The following is a 15,435-nucleotide window of genomic DNA, read 5'->3' on the forward strand; positions in this document are numbered from 1 at the left end:
GTTAGTGTCCCCAGATGTTGGCAATGGCCTGATGGAAGTCGGCAGCCGTCGCCAGCCCGTCGGCACTTTCGCTGAGTGCCCGGCCGACGATAAACGCCTTCACGTCGATCTCTTTAAACTGCGGCAGCTCATCTGGCGTAATGCCGCCGGTCACCGACAGGGCAAAGCCCAGATCGGACAGCGCTTTCATCGCGTCCAGATCCTGATGGCTCCACTGCTGGCCGCTGGCCTGTGCATCCCGTCCGCGATGGTAGATCGCCTGCGTCAGCCCCAGCTCGCGCCAGCGCCTGGCATCGTCCAGCGTCCAGTGGCCGAACAGCTCAATCTGGATATCGCCCTGATGCTGATGCGCCACCTCCAGCGCGCTGGCAAAGGTGGCCAGCGGGGCGCTGCAGATCACCGTCATCCAGTTGGCCCCGGCTTCAAAGGCCAGTTTTGCCAGCGTGGCCCCGGCGTCGGCTACTTTGAAATCGGCCACCAGCGTTTTATCCGGGAGCAGCTGGCGCAGCTGGCGCACGGCATCAATCCCGGCGCTTAAGCAGAGAAGGGTGCCCGCTTCGACAATATCGACCTGATGGTGCAGGCGCTGCGCCGTCGCCAGGGCGGCATCCAGCCGGGTGTGATCGAGCGCCAGCTGCAGCCGGGGAACAGGGGAATGACTCATGCGGTGACTCCTTGTACGGCGATCAGTGCCGTGATTAGCTGCTGATAACGCTGGTATTTTTTCTGATACAGCGCGTGACGCCCGGCGTCCGGCTGATAGCTGACGATGGCCGGTTGCAGCGCCTGCTGCGCCGCTTGCAGCGAGGCACAGGCTCCGGTGCCAGTCATGGCCGCCAGCGCCGCCCCCAGGCAGCCGCTCTCTTCAATCTGTGGGATCTCGACCGGCAGACCGCTGGCATCGGCAAACATCTGCATCCACTCGGCGGAACGCGTTGGGCCGCCGCTCAGGCGCAGGGCGCTGACCTGCGGGAAGCGTGTCAGAATGCGGTTCAGATGGGTGAGGTGCGAGAACACCACGCCTTCGTAGATCGCCTGTACCAGGTGGCCGCGCTGGTGGCCTGCCTGCAGGCCAAAGAAGCTGGCGTGCAGGTCGCCCCCGGCATTACAGCCGTAGAGGAACGGCAGGAACAGCAGCGAGCTTTGTGCAGGGGGCAGGGCGGCGACCCACTGATTCAGCTGTGCATAGTCGTCAATTCCCCACTGCTGGCAGAACCACTCCAGGTTGGCCGCCGAGGTCGGGCTGGCTTCGTGAATAATGTACTGACCGTCAATGGCGTAGCGGCCGTAGACAAACGGGTGGCCGGTTTCGTCGCTGATGCGGTCGGTGATGCCGCTGGTCACGGACCAGGTCCCCATCACCGCGTTCAGCCGGGTGTCATCGTGCAGTCCGGCGCACAGCGCGGTAGAAACCACGTCGAACAGCCCGCCCACCACCGGCGTGCCCTCGCGCAGCCCGCACAGGGCTGCCGCCTCTGCGGTCACCTGTCCGGCGATGGCCGTTGACCCGACGATCGGCGGCAGGGCCGGAAGAATGTCACCGATACCGAGCGTGTCGGCCAGCGCGGCAGACCAGCCGCCCTGCTGTATGTCGTAGAGATTAGATTCGGAAATATTGGTTTCTTCGCAGGCCAGTTCCCCGGTCAGGCAGTAGCGCAGATAGTCATGGGCCATCAGCACGCTGCCGATAGCCGCGTAGCGCTGCGGCTCGTGCTCCTTCAGCCAGCGAAGCAGTGAGACCGGGTGTCCGGTCCACAGCGTCTGCCGGGTGAGCGGGTAGAGCGTCTGCGGCATGCCGTCCCGCTGCCACTGCTGCACCAGCGCCAGCGCCCGGCGGTCAGAGGAGAGGATGCCGTTGCCCAGCGGCTGACGCTGTTTATCCAGCAGGAACAGACCTTTCCCCTGGGCAGATATGCCCACCCCGGCGACCTGGTTTGCCTGCAGCCCGCTGCTTTTCATCACGTCCGCAATCACCCTGGCAGCCTGCTGCCAGAGCTGCGGCATATCACGCTCGGCGCGGCCGGGTTCCGGTACCAGCACCGGCAGTGTCTGCCGGGATACCGCCCGTTCCCGACCCTGTGCGTCATACAGACCGGCTTTAATAAAGGTGCCGCCGCAGTCCAGTCCTAACCAGTAGTGGCTCATGCTGCCTCCCTGTTCTGTGCATCACAGCGGGCGGGTAGCGTCAGCGCCAGCAGTGAGGCGATGGTCAGTGAGATTGCCAGGCTGTATACCCCGGCATCTTTGCTGTACGCGACAATCAGTACCCCGACCATATACGGCCCGCAGAAGCCGCCGAGGTTGCCCAGGGCATTGATCACCCCGCGCGCGCCGCCGGCCACTTCGGCATTAAACAGGCGCGGAGGTATACTCCAGAACACGCCAGCCGCCGACTGAATAAAGAACCCGCAGCCGACCAGCGCCGCGTAAGACCACCAGATATGCGCTTTCAGCAGTACCGACAGCGCCATGCACAGGGCGAAACCGGCCAGCGGCAGGGCAACGAACAGCTTGCGGCGGCCGGTGGCGTCCGACAGGGCAGAGAACAGGAACATGCCGACGATGGCGCAGACATAGGGCAGGATCGCCAGCAAGCCGACCTGTTCCAGGTTGCCGTTGGTCAGCCCTTTCAGGATGGTAGGCAGCCACAGGGTGTAGCCGTAGATCCCGGTCTGATAAAAGAAGTTCACCAGGATCAGCCGCCACATCACCGGCTCGCGCATCACCTGACGCAGCGAGGCTTTACGGGTGTTTTTACCTTTGATCAGCAGCTGTTCATCGTGCAGGGTTGTGATCAGATACTGTTTTTCCGCCGGTGAGATCCACGTCGCCTCCTGCGGGCGGTTGCTGATGGTGAAGTGCCACAGCGCCATCACAAACAGCGACAGCACCCCCTCGACAAAGAACAGCATGCGCCAGTCCCAGGCGGTGATGATCCAGCCGGAGAGCGGGGCCGTCAGGATCCCGGCGATCGGCACAAACATGATCACAATGGCATTAGCGCGACCGCGTTCCGCATCCGGGAACCAGTTGCCGATCATCGTCAGCACCACCGGCAGCATCCCACCTTCGGATACCCCCAGCGCAAAGCGCAGCGCCAGCAGCTGATACTGGCTGGTGGCCAGGCCGGTCAGCAGGGAGATCACCGCCCAGGCCAGCAGCGACCAGCCGATAAACCGCTTGCCGTTGCCATACACCGCCAGCTTGCCGCCCGGCACCTGTAAGAACAGGTAGCCGATAAAGAAGATGCCGCCGGCCAGTCCGGCCATGGAGGCACTGATGCCGAGATCGGCATCCATCCCCCCCGGCATGGCAAAAGCAATGTTGACCCGATCCATGTAGGAGATAATGCAGGTGATCAGGATCGGCGGGATGATCCGCAGCCAGCGCAGGGCGGGGATCGGTTCCCGGACGATCGGGGTGGAAGTCAGGCTCATAGGGATCCTCTTTCAGTCAGCGAGATCGGCCGTGGGGATCTTCACCACCACCTTGCGAATGGCCTCGGGAGCGTCCAGCGCACAGTTCGGGCGATGGATATCCTGCGGGAAAAACACGGCAAAGTGGCCCGGCTGCATCAGAAGCAGGGTTTCATTCGGCACGTCGCGGTAAAAGATGATGTCGCGTTCCTCGTCATAAGGCTGGTGAACGGGCGGTACGGTTTTTTCCGTAGCCACCCCCATCAGCTCGTTGCCGGACACCAGGAACTGCACATCGATGAAACGGCGGTGGGCCTCCGGGTAGTTATCACCGTGCGGGGCGGTGTGCAGATCCAGCACCTGCACCTGCCAGCCGGTCTGGCTGTCCTGATAGCGACCAGCCGCCATGCCCGCCAGGTCGTGCGAGGCTAAGTACGCCAGGGCACGGGCAATGGCCGGCGGATAGTGGCGGGCATCGGTATGGTTGATATGGCCAAAAATCATCGTCTCTGCTCCCGTTACAGTGCCTGGATACGTGCCCAGACGCGCTCATCAACCGGAATCCCCAGGCGCTGGTTCTCGGCGCGGATACCGGGGAATTTGTGGCCGGGCAGGCGGATTGCCTGCCGGTCGTCGGCGCGTTCGGCACCTGTGATGGATTCGCGGATGCGGGCCAGCTTGCTGTCGCGAGTCGCACCGTCGATCAGACGATCGACGTCGATGGCGATAAACACCTGAGAAATGCCAAATTCGTCGCCGTTATCTTCGGTCACCTCAGTCACGGAAGCGCCGTTGGAGAGCAGGGTGGCGACCATGTCCAGCACGATAGACAGGGCGGAGCCTTTCCAGTAACCCATGGGTAAAATGCGGCGATTGGCTTCGATGGTGGCGGGATCGCGGGTGTATTCCCCGTTATTATCAAACCCGCCGTCGACCGGCAGGGTGTTGCCTGCCAGGCGGTTCACTTCCAGCATCCCGTAGGAGAACATCGACATCGACATATCGACCATGGTAATAGGCTCACCCGGTACGGCGACGATCAGCGGGTTGGTCCCGATGGCGCAGTTTTTCGCGCCCCACGGCGGCATCACCGCGATGGAGTTGGTCCAGCAGACGCCGATATAGCCTTTTTCTGCCGCCTGCCAGCCGTAGCTGCCGCCGCGCATCCAGTGGTTGGCATTACGCAGTGCCACCAGACCAATGCCGTGCCCGTCGGCCAGTTCAATGGCGCGATCCATCATGCTGCGGGCGGTGAGGTTACCGATGGCGCGGTGAGCGTCCCACTGTTCGATGGCCCCCAGAGAGAGAATTTTTTCCGCTTCGGCCTGAGGCACGATATGCCCCGCGTCCAGCTGCTGGATAAAGCGGGGAAAACGATTCACCCCGTGGGAGTAAACGCCGTTCTCGCTGGTGTCAGTGAACATCGTGGCGCAGCTTTCGGCTTTATCGGCCGGCACACCGCGTGCCAGTAACACCCGCAGGAACGCCTGTTTCAACTGCTGATAGCTGATTCTCATACTGCTGTTTCTCCCCGGAGGTGGCATTATTTCAATATATGGAATGTCGTTCCAAATAAATCCTATGCGCCTGGAGAGAACAAGTCAAAGAAATGAGGTGGTAATTTATCTTTATAAAACAGATAGATAAAAATAGTGTTGGGTTCTGTGATCGCTGGCACATCCACCAGATTCTGGGCGAGCGAAAGCCGGCAGCAGGAGAATCCGGCTGCCGGGAAGGCCCTGTCGCGCTAGTGCGGGAGTCGCACCCGGTAGAGCGACGTGGTGGCGGTGATATACAGCTCGTTACCGTGCGGGCCACCGAGGGTGCAGTTCGACACGCGTTCCGGCAGCGGGATCTTGCCGCACGGCATGCCTTTGCTGTCAAAAATAATCACCCCGTCGGCGCAGCTACAGTAAAGATAACCGCGTGCGTCGACGCAGAAACCGTCCGGAAAGCCGGGTGCCACTTCGGCAAACAGCCGTCCGCTGCCCAGCTCATGGCCGTCAACCGGATAGACCCGCAGCTGGCGGCGACCCAGCGTCGGGAAGTCGACCACCGACATATCCGCCACGTACAGCAGACTTTCATCGGGCGAAAAAGCCAGCCCGTTGGGGCGCTGCAGATCGCTGGCGGCGATGGTCAGCCGCTGTGCGATCGGATCGAAACAGTAGAGATAACAGCCGATCACCTGACTGTGCGCGTGATAACCCTCATCGTCGCTGACGATCCCGTAGGGCGGATCGGTGAACCAGATCGTGCCGTCGGATCGCACCACCACGTCGTTAGGTGAATTGAAGCGCTTGCCGTCCACTTTCTCCACCAGCAGCGTGACGCTGCCGTCATGCTCCGTGCGGCTGATGGCGCGGCGGCCGTGCTCACAGCTCACCACCCGGCCCTGCAGATCGCGGGCGTTGCCGTTAGCGTAGTGGGACGGCGAGCGCCAGAGGCTCACCTCGCCGCTGCGCTGCCAGCGGAACATGCGGTTCCCTTTCACATCGCTGAACACCACGGCATCCTGTTCCGGCAGCCATACCGGCCCCTCGGCCCAGAGTGCCGGGGAACAGAGTTTTTCCAGCGTCAGGTTGTCAGTCCTCTGCATAGCCCCTCCGCTACTTCACGCCCCAGATGGTTTTGTAATGCCCCTGGTAGTCATTCTGCGGGTCGTAGTGGTTTTGCGGTCCGCCGTCGCTGCCGATGTTCGCTTTAGTGATCAGGTGCGCCGGCGTGACATAGCCTGACGGCGGCTGACCGGCAAAGGCGCGGTTAAACTCATCCAGCAGCTGCCAGCCGTGCAGCTTCAGTGGCTCGGCCACGGTACCGATCTGGCTGTCGCCGCTGCGGATACGCTGGAAGGCCGAAATCGAGCCGTCCCCGGCGGAGATATTAAACGGCGCGTTTTTGCCGCCTTTGCCCGCGGTCTTCAGCGCCGGGGCCATAAAGTCGAAGTAAAGGTCGTTGATCGCCAGTGCGTACTGGAACTTATCGCCATATTTTTGCAGCAGGCTGAAGGTCATTGACGGCATGCGGTTGGCGGTATCGGCCAGCGGCGTATCGATAAACTCCACCACCTTACAGCCGCTGCACTTCTCGATTTCCTGCTTCATCGTATTGGCCTTATCCAGCGCAATCTGATAGAGCGAATCGGTGAAAATCAGCACCTGTGCCTTACCGCCGGACTGCACCACCGCATACTGTGCAGCAAGGCGGGCGACCTCGTTGGAATCAGAAGTGATGTTGGTTACCACGTTATATTTGGCAATCGGCCCCGGCTGCGGTTCGGCGTGCCAGGCCATCAGCACGATTTTCTGCTGAACAGCTTTTTTCAGCGGAATTTTGGCCACGTTTGGGTTCCAGCCGCCAATGACAATACCGTCCGGGCGCTGGGCAATAGCCTGGTTCAGCGCCGCCAGCTGGTCTTTCACCGAGCCGCCGCCGTCGAGCGTTTCCAGCTTCCAGCCTGCTGCGGCAGCGGCTTCACTCAGCCCCTGCTGCACGCCCTGTACGCCGCCGTTTTTCATATCCGAGGCGATAAAGATCACCTTCTTGTTCTTTTGCAGGGTCGGCCCGGTGGTGGGGCCGTCCCACTGGGTGACGCTGGCGGTGGCTTTACTGACTGCGGCGGTGGCCTGCTCGAGGTAGCTGTCAGCCCAGGCTGGCAGCGAACCTGCCAGCAGCGTGCCAAGAGTCAGTGCAAGAAGATGACGTTTCATAAGGTACTCCCCGGAGTGATGGTGTTTTGATTATTGTCAGGAGTGGCAGCCGGGGTGTTTTGACTGCGCACCACGGCTTTTTGGTTCAGCATCCGGCGGCGCTGGGCGTAACCGGCAAGCGTAATGGAAAGCAGCAGTGTGGCACCGTTAAACAGCGGCTCAACCCAGAAATCGCCGCCAAACTGCTGGATACCGGCAATCCCGATGGCGAGAATAGCAATGCCCACCACGGTGCCCCAGACGTTCACGCGGCCCGGGCGGATAGTGGTACTGCCGAGGAACGCCCCGACCAGCGCAGGCAGCAGGTAATCCATACCGACGCTCGCCTGGCCGACGCCCTGCTCGGCGGCGATCAGTACGCCGCTGAAACCGGTAAGCACGCTGGAGGCGATAAACGCGCCGATGGTAAATTTATTAACGGCAATGCCGTTCAGTCTTGCTGCCGCCGGGTTACCGCCCACCGCATACATGCAGCGGCCAAGCGGAGTGTGTTCGGTGATCAGCCACAGGACGATGGCCACGGCCAGTACGTAGAATGCGCCAATCGGAATGCCGAAGATTTCGGTGTGGTGCAGGGCGATAAAGGCATCGGGCAGGTCGCCGACGATCTGGCGGCCCCCGGAGTGCCACAGCGCGACGGCGTACAGCACGGTGCCGGAGCCGAGGGTGGCCACGAAGCTGTCAATATCCGCCAGTGCCACCAGAATCCCGTTGAGCAGGCCGTAAACGGCGGAGATCGCCAGTACCGTCAGCACCGCCATCTGCCAGGAGAAGCCATACTCGACCTGTAAGGTGATGGCGAGGATATGCCACAGCACGATGCCAAAGCCGACGTTCAGGTCGATTTTGCCGACGATCATGGGAATGGTGGCGGCCAGCGCCAGCAGGGCAATTTTGGCCTTACTGGCGAGGATCGCCTGTAGTGTCAGCATGCTGGCGAACGAGGGCGACAGCAGTGAGAACAGGACGGTGAGCAGGACGCACAGCAGCAGCAGGCCGTAGCGGGTGACGATCTGCATCAGCCACGCGGCGGCACCGTGCTCGCCGAGGCTGACCCGCTGCTCCAGCGCGGTAGACTTCACGGATGTTTTGGACATAACAGCTTCTCCTGCCACCGTCTGACGGTGGCGTTAATGATTCAGACGGTAGCGACCGGCGTTTCCTGGCTGGCTGAAGCCAGTTCAAGCAGGTTGGCGAAGGTGACGCGTTCATTTTTCAGTTCGCCCACCACCTGACCGCGGTTAAACACCAGTGCGCGGTTGCAGATATGGGCGATCTCTTCGAAATCGTTGGAGATCACCAGCACCGCGATGCCGTCGGCCAGCGCCTTGTTCAGCAGGTGATAGATCTCTTCCCGCGCGCCGACGTCGACGCCCGCCGTGGGATCTTCAAGGATCAGCAGCGGGGCGTTGAGGTGCATCCAGCGTGCCATTACCACTTTTTGCTGATTGCCGCCTGACAGCGCACTGATGTCCAGATTGACGTCCTTAGGGCGAACATCGAACAGCTGCACCTTCCACCAGCTGGCCCCAATCTCGGCGCGGCGGCCGTAGCGCGACAGCAGGCGGTGGCCGCTGGCACAGGGATTGATAAACAGGTTTTCCCGCACGCTCATCGACATCACCAGGCTTTCCCCGGTGCGGTCACCCGCCACCAGTGAAACGCCTGCCGCCATCGCCTGCTGCGGCGACCCGGCGTGATAGGCGTTATCACGGAACTGAATGCTGCCGCCGCTGCGCTCACGCAGGCCAAACAGCAGGCGGCCAATTTCCTCCTGGCCCGCCCCGCGCAACCCGGCCAGCGCCAGCATTTCGCCGGGTTGCAGGCTGAATGAGACCGGGCCGACTTCACCGGTACACAGCCGGTCAAGGGCCAGCACCGGGGGGCGGGCTTCCGGCAGCGGCTCGCGCCGATCGCCTTCAATGGCCTCCCCGACAATCATCTCCACCAGATCGCGCAGCTTGTACTGCGCCGTCATCCCCCCGGCCACGCGTTTACCGTCGCGCATCACGCAGACGCGGTCCGCAATCTCGATCACTTCGTCCAGGCGGTGGGTGACGTAAATCATGCCCACCTTTTTACTTTTCAGGCGGTTGATCACGCTGAACAGGTGGCGGACGTCGTTGGCGGGCAGGGACGCGGTGGGTTCATCCAGCACCAGCACCTCGGCGTTTACCGCCACGGCGCGGGCAATGGCCAGCAGGGATTTTTCGGTACGCGACAGTTCAAAGACGCGGGCATCCGGATCCAGCGCGATGCCCACCTCATCCAGGGCGGCGCGGGAACGTTCGCGCACCGCCCGCCAGTCAATCAGCCCCAGGCGGCGGGTAAATCCCATCACCAGCGCCATATTTTCCGCGACGGTCATCCACTCAATCAGCCCGAGATCCTGATGAATAAAGGCGATCGGCTGTTGCCGGGCGGTTTTTAAACTGGCGGCGGAGGCGATGCTGGCCTCGCGGAAGCGAATATCGCCTTCGTCGCGGCTGTAAACCCCGGCGAGCACTTTAATCAGCGTGGATTTTCCGGCGCCGTTTTCCCCTAACAGGGCGACCACTTCGCCCGGAAAAACGTCCAGGCTGACATCGTTGACGGCGATATTGCCGCCAAAGCGTTTGGTGATGTGGCTCAGCGTAAGAACCGGTGTACCGGGTGTATGCTGCATGGCAGCCTCCTGCAACTCCTGGTGAGCATCAACAGCGGTGAAGCCAGAAAAATCACCGCAATATTTCAATATGCGAAATCAAGTTTCAAAAATACTATTCTCACTTGGAGCGGAAAGCAAAGGAGCGAGAGTTTTATTTATCATTTAAAAACAATAAGTTATTTTTGTTGTTATGGAATTGTGATGGACAGCTCACTTCTGTCTCGTGGCGTTTCGGGCGATTTACGCCGCAGAAATTACACTGAAACATCGTTCCATATTCACAGTGCGGGAAGCATGGGGTAACATCGGGCACCGCCCCGCGAGGGGGCGAAGGAAACCAAGAGGAAGCGTGGATGAGCGTAAAAGCGGATAGCGTGAAGGACGATAAGAAAGACAAACCGCTGGGGACGCAGAGCCTGTTCCGTGGCCTTCAGTTGATTGAACTCTTAAGCAACTACCCGAACGGTTGCCCGCTGGCCCATCTGTCTGAACTGTCCGGGATGAACAAAAGTACGGTGCACCGTCTGCTGCAGGGGCTTCACAGCAGCGGCTATGTTACCCAGGCACCGTCACCGGGCAGCTACCGTCTGACCACGAAATTTATCTCCGTCGGGCAGAAGGCGCTCTCATCGCTGAACGTGATCCACGTGGCGGCACCGCATCTGGAGAAGCTGAATCTGGAGGTGGGGGAGACGGTCAACTTTTCCAGCCGGGAAGATGACCATGTGATCCTGATCTACAAGCTGGAACCGACCACCGGCATGATGCGTACCCGCGCTTACATCGGCCAGCATATGCCACTGTACTGCTCCGCCATGGGTAAAATCTTTATGGCCTGGGGCAGCGAAGAGTACCCGGCGCAGTACTGGCAGAGCCATCAGGAGACCATCCAGCCCCTGACCAAAAATACCATCACCACGCTGCCGGAAATGCTGGAAGAGTTGAAGAGCATTCGCCAGCAGCGTACCGCCATGGATCGGGAAGAGAACGAACTGGGCGTCTCCTGCATTGCTGCCCCGGTGTTTGATATTCAGCAGCGGGTGCCGTATGCGGTATCCGTGTCACTGCCAACGGCGAAACTCCAGCAGATTGGGGTGAAAAAGCTGATGGCCCCTGTGGTAGCCACCGCCAAAGCGATCTCCGCCGAGCTGGGTTTTCACGGGTAACCTGCGGGCTGACCGAACAGGAAGGTCAGCCGCGTCAGTTTTTCAGCGGCTCCGTGGGGTGGCTTTGCACCGGGGCGATCATCTTTTGCGATTGCCTCACTCATCCAATCCTCAACGTCTCCAGCGCACTCAACAGCGCATCGACCTTCGGCGTGAGCTGCTTTCTGCGCGGCCAGACCACGTACAGCGGCAGGCCCGGCACCGTCAGTTCCGGCAGGAAGGGCACCAGTTCACCGCGTGTCAGCTGTTCTTCCATCAGCCATGTCGCCATCTGTGCCACACCCAGCCCGGCCATGACTGCGGAGCGCTGCGCTTCGCCATCCCCCAGCGCCATCCGGTGCGGTACGGTACGCGTGGTGATGCGGCCATCCGGCGAGGTGACATGCCACGGGCTGGTGCTGCCGTCGATGCGGTCATAAACAATCGCCCGGTGCTGTTCCAGCGCCGCTAACGACTGCGGGATGCCGTGCTGTGTCAGGTAGTCAGGTGAGGCGCAGAAGATCAGCTGTTCGCAGCCGAGATAGCGCACCGCCAGAGAAGGGGGATAGCTGCCTGGCCCACCGATGCGCACCGCAACGTCGATGCCCTCTTCAAACAGATCGACAAAGCGGTCCGAGAACGACAGGTTAAGCTGCATATCCGGGTGCTGCCGGCAGAACTGATTGAGCAGCGGCATCACATGCAGGCGACCAAAGGTATGGGGGACGGCCACGCGCAGGCGGCCGACCGGAATGGTGCGCTGGGCCGCCAGCACCGATTCCGCTTCGCTCAGCTCCCCCAGCACGCGGGTGCAGGTGTCGTAATAGGCCTGCCCGGCATCGGTCAGTGCCAGACTGCGGGTGGTGCGCTCAAACAGCCGTGATCCGAGGCGTGCTTCCAGTCGCGCCATGCTTTTACTCACGGCAGAGCTGGTCAGATGCAGCCGTTCGGCGGCGGCGGTAAAGCTGCCGCTCTCCACTGTAGCGACAAAGGCAGTGATCCCTTTCAGACGATCTTCAGAGACGGCCATTCATTCCTCCTGTTCATTAATACTGTGAATTTATACCTGAGATGGGAATTTAATTCTCTATTAAGCTGAAGGAATTCACTGAACAGGAGAGAAATTATGCAGCAACGAGCTTTGATTGTGGGCGTCAGCGGCGTCACCGGAAGTGCCCTGGCCGAACGCCTGCTGGCAGAAGGCTGGCAGGTTAATGGCCTGTCACGCGGACGTACCCCGGTGATCGGCGGAGTGACATCGCTGACTGCCGACCTGACCGATGCGGAATCTGTACAGGCCGCCCTGAAGGATGTGGTGGTGGATAAGGTGTTCTTCAGCGCCTGGGCTCGCCAGGAAAACGAAAAAGAGAACATCCGCGTCAACGGAGCGATGGTGCGTAACGTACTGGACGCGCTGGGAGACTCGCTGAAAGGGGGCCACGTGGCGCTGATCACCGGCCTGAAGCACTACCTTGGCCCGTTTGACGCCTACGGCAAGGGCGCGGTGCCGGTCACGCCGTTTCGCGAAGAGCAGGGCCGCCAGCCAGTAGAGAATTTCTACTATGCCCAGGAAGACGAAGTGTTTGCCGCCGCAAAAAAATATGGCTGTACCTGGAGCGTGCATCGCCCGCATACGGTGATTGGCTTCGCCGTCGGTAACGCGATGAACATGGGGCAGACGCTGGCGGTGTACGCCACGCTGTGCAAACAGACCGGGCAGCCGTTTGTCTTCCCGGGATCCAAAGCACAGTGGGAAGGGGTGACCGACATGACCGACGCCCGCCTGCTGGCCGACCAGCTGCTCTGGGCCGCCACCACGCCTTCTGCGCAAAACCAGGATTACAACGTGGTCAACGGTGACGTGTTCCGCTGGCAGTGGATGTGGGGCGAAATTGCCGCGTACTTCGGCATTGAAGCGGCCCCTTTCGCCGGCGAGCAGCCGCTGGAAGGGCGGATGAACGATGCCGCGCAGCAGTGGCAGAAGATTGCCAGTGAAGCCGGCCTCAAAGAGCCGGATGTCAGCAAGCTGGCGTCATGGTGGCACACCGATGCTGACCTCGGTCGTCCGATGGAAGTGTTTACCGACGTCAGTAAAAGCCGGAAAGCCGGATTTACGGGCTATCAGCCGACGCGTGAGGCCTTTTTTGAGCTGTTTGACCGCTTAAAAGCAGCACAGTTAATCCCGCGCTGACCGGCAACGGTTGTTTCCTGTGGGAAACAATCGTGGCTTTATAGTGTTTATTGTTGCGCTAAAAACTGGCTGTGGCAGGATGGTTTCAACGGGTGATGACCCACTTTACTTTGAACCGAATCCGAACGAAAGGTGCTGCTATGAACGATAAAGTTGTTAACTGGAATGGTGGCTTACAGCCAGAAGCCGTGAAGATCCTGTCTGCGGAAGGCGGCATGATCGTCTGCCCGACCAAAGTGGGCTACATCATCATGACGTCTGACGCCAAAGGTCTGGAGCGCAAGTTTGACGCCAAGCAGCGTAACCGTAACAAGCCGGGCGTAGTGCTGTGCGGTTCTCTGGAACAGCTGAAAGAGCTGGCCCAGCTGAACCCGGAAATTGAAGCGCTGTATCAGCAGCACTGGGACAAAGACGTGCTGCTGGGCTGCATCCTGCCGTGGAAAGAAGAGGCGGTAGCGCGTATCCCGGATGACGGCTCTAAAGAGCTGATGATGGACCGCCGTCAGACCAGCTGTTTCGTCATCAAATTTGGCGTACCCGGTGAGAACCTGGCGAAAGAGCTGTGGGAAAACCACGGTAAGTTCTCCTTCGCCAGCTCGGCTAACCCGTCAGGCAAAGGCAACCGTGGCCTGGTCGAAGGTATCGGCGACCGTATTGAACAGCACGCAGATCTGATTATTGCCGCTAACGACTATGTGAAGTCTATCCAGCCAAACGAGTCAGAAAAGACCCGTTACGAGCAGGGTGTAATGGTAGCGATGGTTGACGATAACGGTAAGCTGGTGCCCGAGCAGAAAGGCGAACGTAATATCACGCCGTGCCCGGTGCTGATCCGTAAAGGCCTGGATGTTGATAAGATTATGTCGATGATGTCGGATATCTTTACGACCTGGGATTACCGTCACGGCAACTACTATTAATTTTACCCGTCATACTTGACGCTACAACGGCGTTGGCTTCATGTGCTCACCCCGGTCACTTACTCAGGTAAGCTCCCGGGGATTCACTCCTTTGCCGCCTTGTTGTAACGCCCATTATTTAGGGTAATTTTTACCCGTCATACTTGACGCGACAACGGCGTTGGCTTCATGTGCTCACCCCGGTCACTTACTCAGGTAAGCTCCCGGGGATTCACTCCTTTGCCGCCTTGCTGTAACGCCCATTATTTAGGGTAATTTTACCCGTCATACTTGACGCGACAACGGCGTTGGCTTCATGTGCTCACCCCGGTCACTTACTCAGGTAAGCTCCCGGGGATTCACCCCTTTGCCGCCTTGCTGTAACGCCCCTTATTTAGGGTGAAATCGTTTCCGCGCTAAACCGTAGTGGCCGACCTTATATTCCCTGTCGGCCAGTTCTTACCTTTTCTCCATTCCCTTTCCGGTCGCCAGGGTTATTTTTTTAACGCCTTCTGCAACTCTTCAATAAATAACCGTACGCGCGGTGAAATGAAATTATCACTTTTCACCAGAACGTAGGATTTATAAATGTCCATTTCCCATTCTGGGAGGATCTGTACCAGATCCCCGCGAGTCACCGCCTCCTGAGCAATATAATTCGGCAGATAGGCAATGCCGGTCTGAGCTACGGCCGAATTTAACAGGGCAATACTGTTGTTGGCGCGGAAGCGGCTGCGGACTTCAATATCCTTTTTCTGTTTCTCTTTACGGAACGGTAATGAAATGGTGTGGGCCGGGCCGCGAAACAGAATATAGTCCTGGCGCGGCAGGTCATCCGGGCTGGCTATCGCACCGATGTTGTGCATATACGCCGGGGCGGCATACAGCCCCCAGGCGATATCGGACAGCGGACGATAGTGGCGGTGTTCCGGCAGTTCGCGGGTAATGGCGATGGCGATATCAAAGCCATCCTCTTCCAGATTGACCGCGCGATCGGTCAGATCCAGATCGACGCTGACGTGGATATTGCTGGCGACAAAGCGGTTAAGCACCGGAACAATACACTGGCAGCCAAAGGAAACCGGTGCCACCACACGCAGGCTGCCGGTAGGCTCTTCGTGAAACTGGCGGATAAACAGGTCGGCACTTTTCACCTCATGCAGTATCCGGTAACAGTAGTGGTAATAGGTCATCCCGACTTCTGTCACCTGAATGCGCCGGGTGGTGCGCTGCAGCAGTTTTGCCCCCAGGCGCACTTCCAGCGCCGTGATCTCTTTACTCACCGAGGATTTTGCCAGCCCGAGTGCCTTCGCCGCTTCGGTATAGCTCAGGGTTTCCACCACTTTGGCAAAAATAATCATGCCGTGCAGGTTTTCAAAATCGCTCATTATGATCCCGGATTGTTTTTAGAGGGAAACAATCCACGA

Annotated in this window: 14 protein-coding genes; 3 read left to right on the forward strand and 11 right to left on the reverse strand. The window is 59.8% G+C overall.

Going from position 1 to position 15,435, the window contains the following annotated elements:
- Position 1: 1 nt before the first annotated feature.
- The 9 genes from ulaD to IFU29_RS20560 all read right to left on the reverse strand — a co-directional run bounded on the left by ulaD (position 2) and on the right by IFU29_RS20560 (position 9,791).
- Positions 2–664, reverse strand: coding sequence for a 3-keto-L-gulonate-6-phosphate decarboxylase UlaD (ulaD, locus tag IFU29_RS20520; protein ID WP_191935546.1), 663 nt, complete (start codon positions 662–664; stop codon positions 2–4).
- The gene (locus IFU29_RS20525; protein ID WP_191935547.1) at positions 661–2,145 is read right to left on the reverse strand and encodes an FGGY-family carbohydrate kinase; all 1,485 of its coding nucleotides are present in this window, start codon (positions 2,143–2,145) and stop codon (positions 661–663) included. The genes ulaD and IFU29_RS20525 overlap by 4 nt, the downstream gene beginning before the upstream one ends.
- Positions 2,142–3,437: an MFS transporter gene (locus IFU29_RS20530; protein WP_191935548.1), complete on the reverse strand. Its 1,296-nt coding sequence runs from the start codon at positions 3,435–3,437 to the stop codon at positions 2,142–2,144. Before IFU29_RS20530 ends, IFU29_RS20525 begins: the two co-directional genes overlap by 4 nt.
- A gap of 12 nt (positions 3,438–3,449) precedes the next feature.
- The gene (locus tag IFU29_RS20535) at positions 3,450–3,920 is read right to left on the reverse strand and encodes a YhcH/YjgK/YiaL family protein (RefSeq protein ID WP_191935549.1); all 471 of its coding nucleotides are present in this window, start codon (positions 3,918–3,920) and stop codon (positions 3,450–3,452) included.
- A gap of 14 nt (positions 3,921–3,934) precedes the next feature.
- On the reverse strand, positions 3,935–4,933 hold the full coding sequence (yiaK, locus tag IFU29_RS20540) for a 3-dehydro-L-gulonate 2-dehydrogenase (RefSeq protein ID WP_191935550.1): 999 nt from the start codon (positions 4,931–4,933) through the stop codon (positions 3,935–3,937).
- 230 nt (positions 4,934–5,163) lie between these two features.
- On the reverse strand, positions 5,164–6,015 hold the full coding sequence (locus tag IFU29_RS20545; protein ID WP_191935551.1) for an SMP-30/gluconolactonase/LRE family protein: 852 nt from the start codon (positions 6,013–6,015) through the stop codon (positions 5,164–5,166).
- A 10-nt stretch (positions 6,016–6,025) separates the two neighbouring features.
- Entirely contained in the window at positions 6,026–7,126 is a 1,101-nt protein-coding gene (locus IFU29_RS20550) for an ABC transporter substrate-binding protein (RefSeq protein ID WP_191935552.1), read from the reverse strand.
- Positions 7,123–8,223 (reverse strand): ABC transporter permease, encoded by a 1,101-nt coding sequence (locus IFU29_RS20555; RefSeq protein ID WP_191935553.1) that lies wholly within the window; start codon positions 8,221–8,223, stop codon positions 7,123–7,125. The genes IFU29_RS20550 and IFU29_RS20555 overlap by 4 nt, the downstream gene beginning before the upstream one ends.
- Positions 8,224–8,264: 41 nt before the next feature.
- Positions 8,265–9,791, reverse strand: a complete 1,527-nt coding sequence (locus IFU29_RS20560; RefSeq protein WP_191935554.1) for a sugar ABC transporter ATP-binding protein — start codon at positions 9,789–9,791, stop codon at positions 8,265–8,267.
- A 335-nt stretch (positions 9,792–10,126) separates the two neighbouring features.
- On the opposite strand from IFU29_RS20560, the gene IFU29_RS20565 reads away from it, so the two are divergent.
- A complete protein-coding gene (locus IFU29_RS20565; RefSeq protein WP_191935555.1) occupies positions 10,127–10,939 on the forward strand; it encodes an IclR family transcriptional regulator in 813 nt (270 codons plus the stop codon).
- Positions 10,940–11,039: 100 nt separating this feature from the next.
- Here IFU29_RS20565 and IFU29_RS20570 read toward each other — a convergent pair whose 3' ends face one another.
- Positions 11,040–11,948 carry a LysR family transcriptional regulator gene (locus IFU29_RS20570; protein WP_191935556.1) on the reverse strand — a complete coding sequence of 303 codons (909 nt, stop codon included), beginning with the start codon at positions 11,946–11,948 and terminating at the stop codon, positions 11,040–11,042.
- 96 nt (positions 11,949–12,044) lie between these two features.
- Here IFU29_RS20570 and IFU29_RS20575 point away from each other — a divergent pair, with 96 nt between their 5' ends.
- Both IFU29_RS20575 and IFU29_RS20580 read left to right on the forward strand, forming a co-directional pair.
- Positions 12,045–13,109 (forward strand): SDR family oxidoreductase, encoded by a 1,065-nt coding sequence (locus tag IFU29_RS20575; protein ID WP_191935557.1) that lies wholly within the window; start codon positions 12,045–12,047, stop codon positions 13,107–13,109.
- Between the two features lie 140 nt (positions 13,110–13,249).
- A complete protein-coding gene (locus IFU29_RS20580) occupies positions 13,250–14,029 on the forward strand; it encodes an L-threonylcarbamoyladenylate synthase (RefSeq protein ID WP_191935558.1) in 780 nt (259 codons plus the stop codon).
- A gap of 473 nt (positions 14,030–14,502) precedes the next feature.
- On the opposite strand, the gene IFU29_RS20585 is transcribed toward IFU29_RS20580, so the two are convergent.
- The gene (locus IFU29_RS20585; RefSeq protein ID WP_191935559.1) at positions 14,503–15,396 is read right to left on the reverse strand and encodes a LysR family transcriptional regulator; all 894 of its coding nucleotides are present in this window, start codon (positions 15,394–15,396) and stop codon (positions 14,503–14,505) included.
- Positions 15,397–15,435: the final 39 nt, after the last annotated feature.

Origin of the sequence: Erwinia persicina, from assembly GCF_014838825.1 — a bacterium.
GTDB classification, from domain to species: Bacteria; Pseudomonadota; Gammaproteobacteria; order Enterobacterales; family Enterobacteriaceae; genus Erwinia; species Erwinia persicina_A.

Bases quoted from the DNA above. Each gene is read 5' to 3' on its own strand.
- ulaD (WP_191935546.1), bottom strand. From the start codon at position 664: ATGAGTCATTCCCCTGTTCCCCGGCTGCAGCTGGCGCTCGATCACACC.
- IFU29_RS20555 (WP_191935553.1), bottom strand. From the start codon at position 8,223: ATGTCCAAAACATCCGTGAAGTCTACCGCGCTGGAGCAGCGGGTCAGC.
- yiaK (WP_191935550.1), bottom strand. From the start codon at position 4,933: ATGAGAATCAGCTATCAGCAGTTGAAACAGGCGTTCCTGCGGGTGTTA.
- IFU29_RS20545 (WP_191935551.1), bottom strand. From the start codon at position 6,015: ATGCAGAGGACTGACAACCTGACGCTGGAAAAACTCTGTTCCCCGGCA.
- IFU29_RS20560 (WP_191935554.1), bottom strand. From the start codon at position 9,791: ATGCAGCATACACCCGGTACACCGGTTCTTACGCTGAGCCACATCACC.
- IFU29_RS20530 (WP_191935548.1), bottom strand. From the start codon at position 3,437: ATGAGCCTGACTTCCACCCCGATCGTCCGGGAACCGATCCCCGCCCTG.
- IFU29_RS20575 (WP_191935557.1), top strand. From the start codon at position 12,045: ATGCAGCAACGAGCTTTGATTGTGGGCGTCAGCGGCGTCACCGGAAGT.
- IFU29_RS20585 (WP_191935559.1), bottom strand. From the start codon at position 15,396: ATGAGCGATTTTGAAAACCTGCACGGCATGATTATTTTTGCCAAAGTG.
- IFU29_RS20550 (WP_191935552.1), bottom strand. From the start codon at position 7,126: ATGAAACGTCATCTTCTTGCACTGACTCTTGGCACGCTGCTGGCAGGT.
- IFU29_RS20535 (WP_191935549.1), bottom strand. From the start codon at position 3,920: ATGATTTTTGGCCATATCAACCATACCGATGCCCGCCACTATCCGCCG.
- IFU29_RS20570 (WP_191935556.1), bottom strand. From the start codon at position 11,948: ATGGCCGTCTCTGAAGATCGTCTGAAAGGGATCACTGCCTTTGTCGCT.
- IFU29_RS20525 (WP_191935547.1), bottom strand. From the start codon at position 2,145: ATGAGCCACTACTGGTTAGGACTGGACTGCGGCGGCACCTTTATTAAA.
- IFU29_RS20580 (WP_191935558.1), top strand. From the start codon at position 13,250: ATGAACGATAAAGTTGTTAACTGGAATGGTGGCTTACAGCCAGAAGCC.
- IFU29_RS20565 (WP_191935555.1), top strand. From the start codon at position 10,127: ATGAGCGTAAAAGCGGATAGCGTGAAGGACGATAAGAAAGACAAACCG.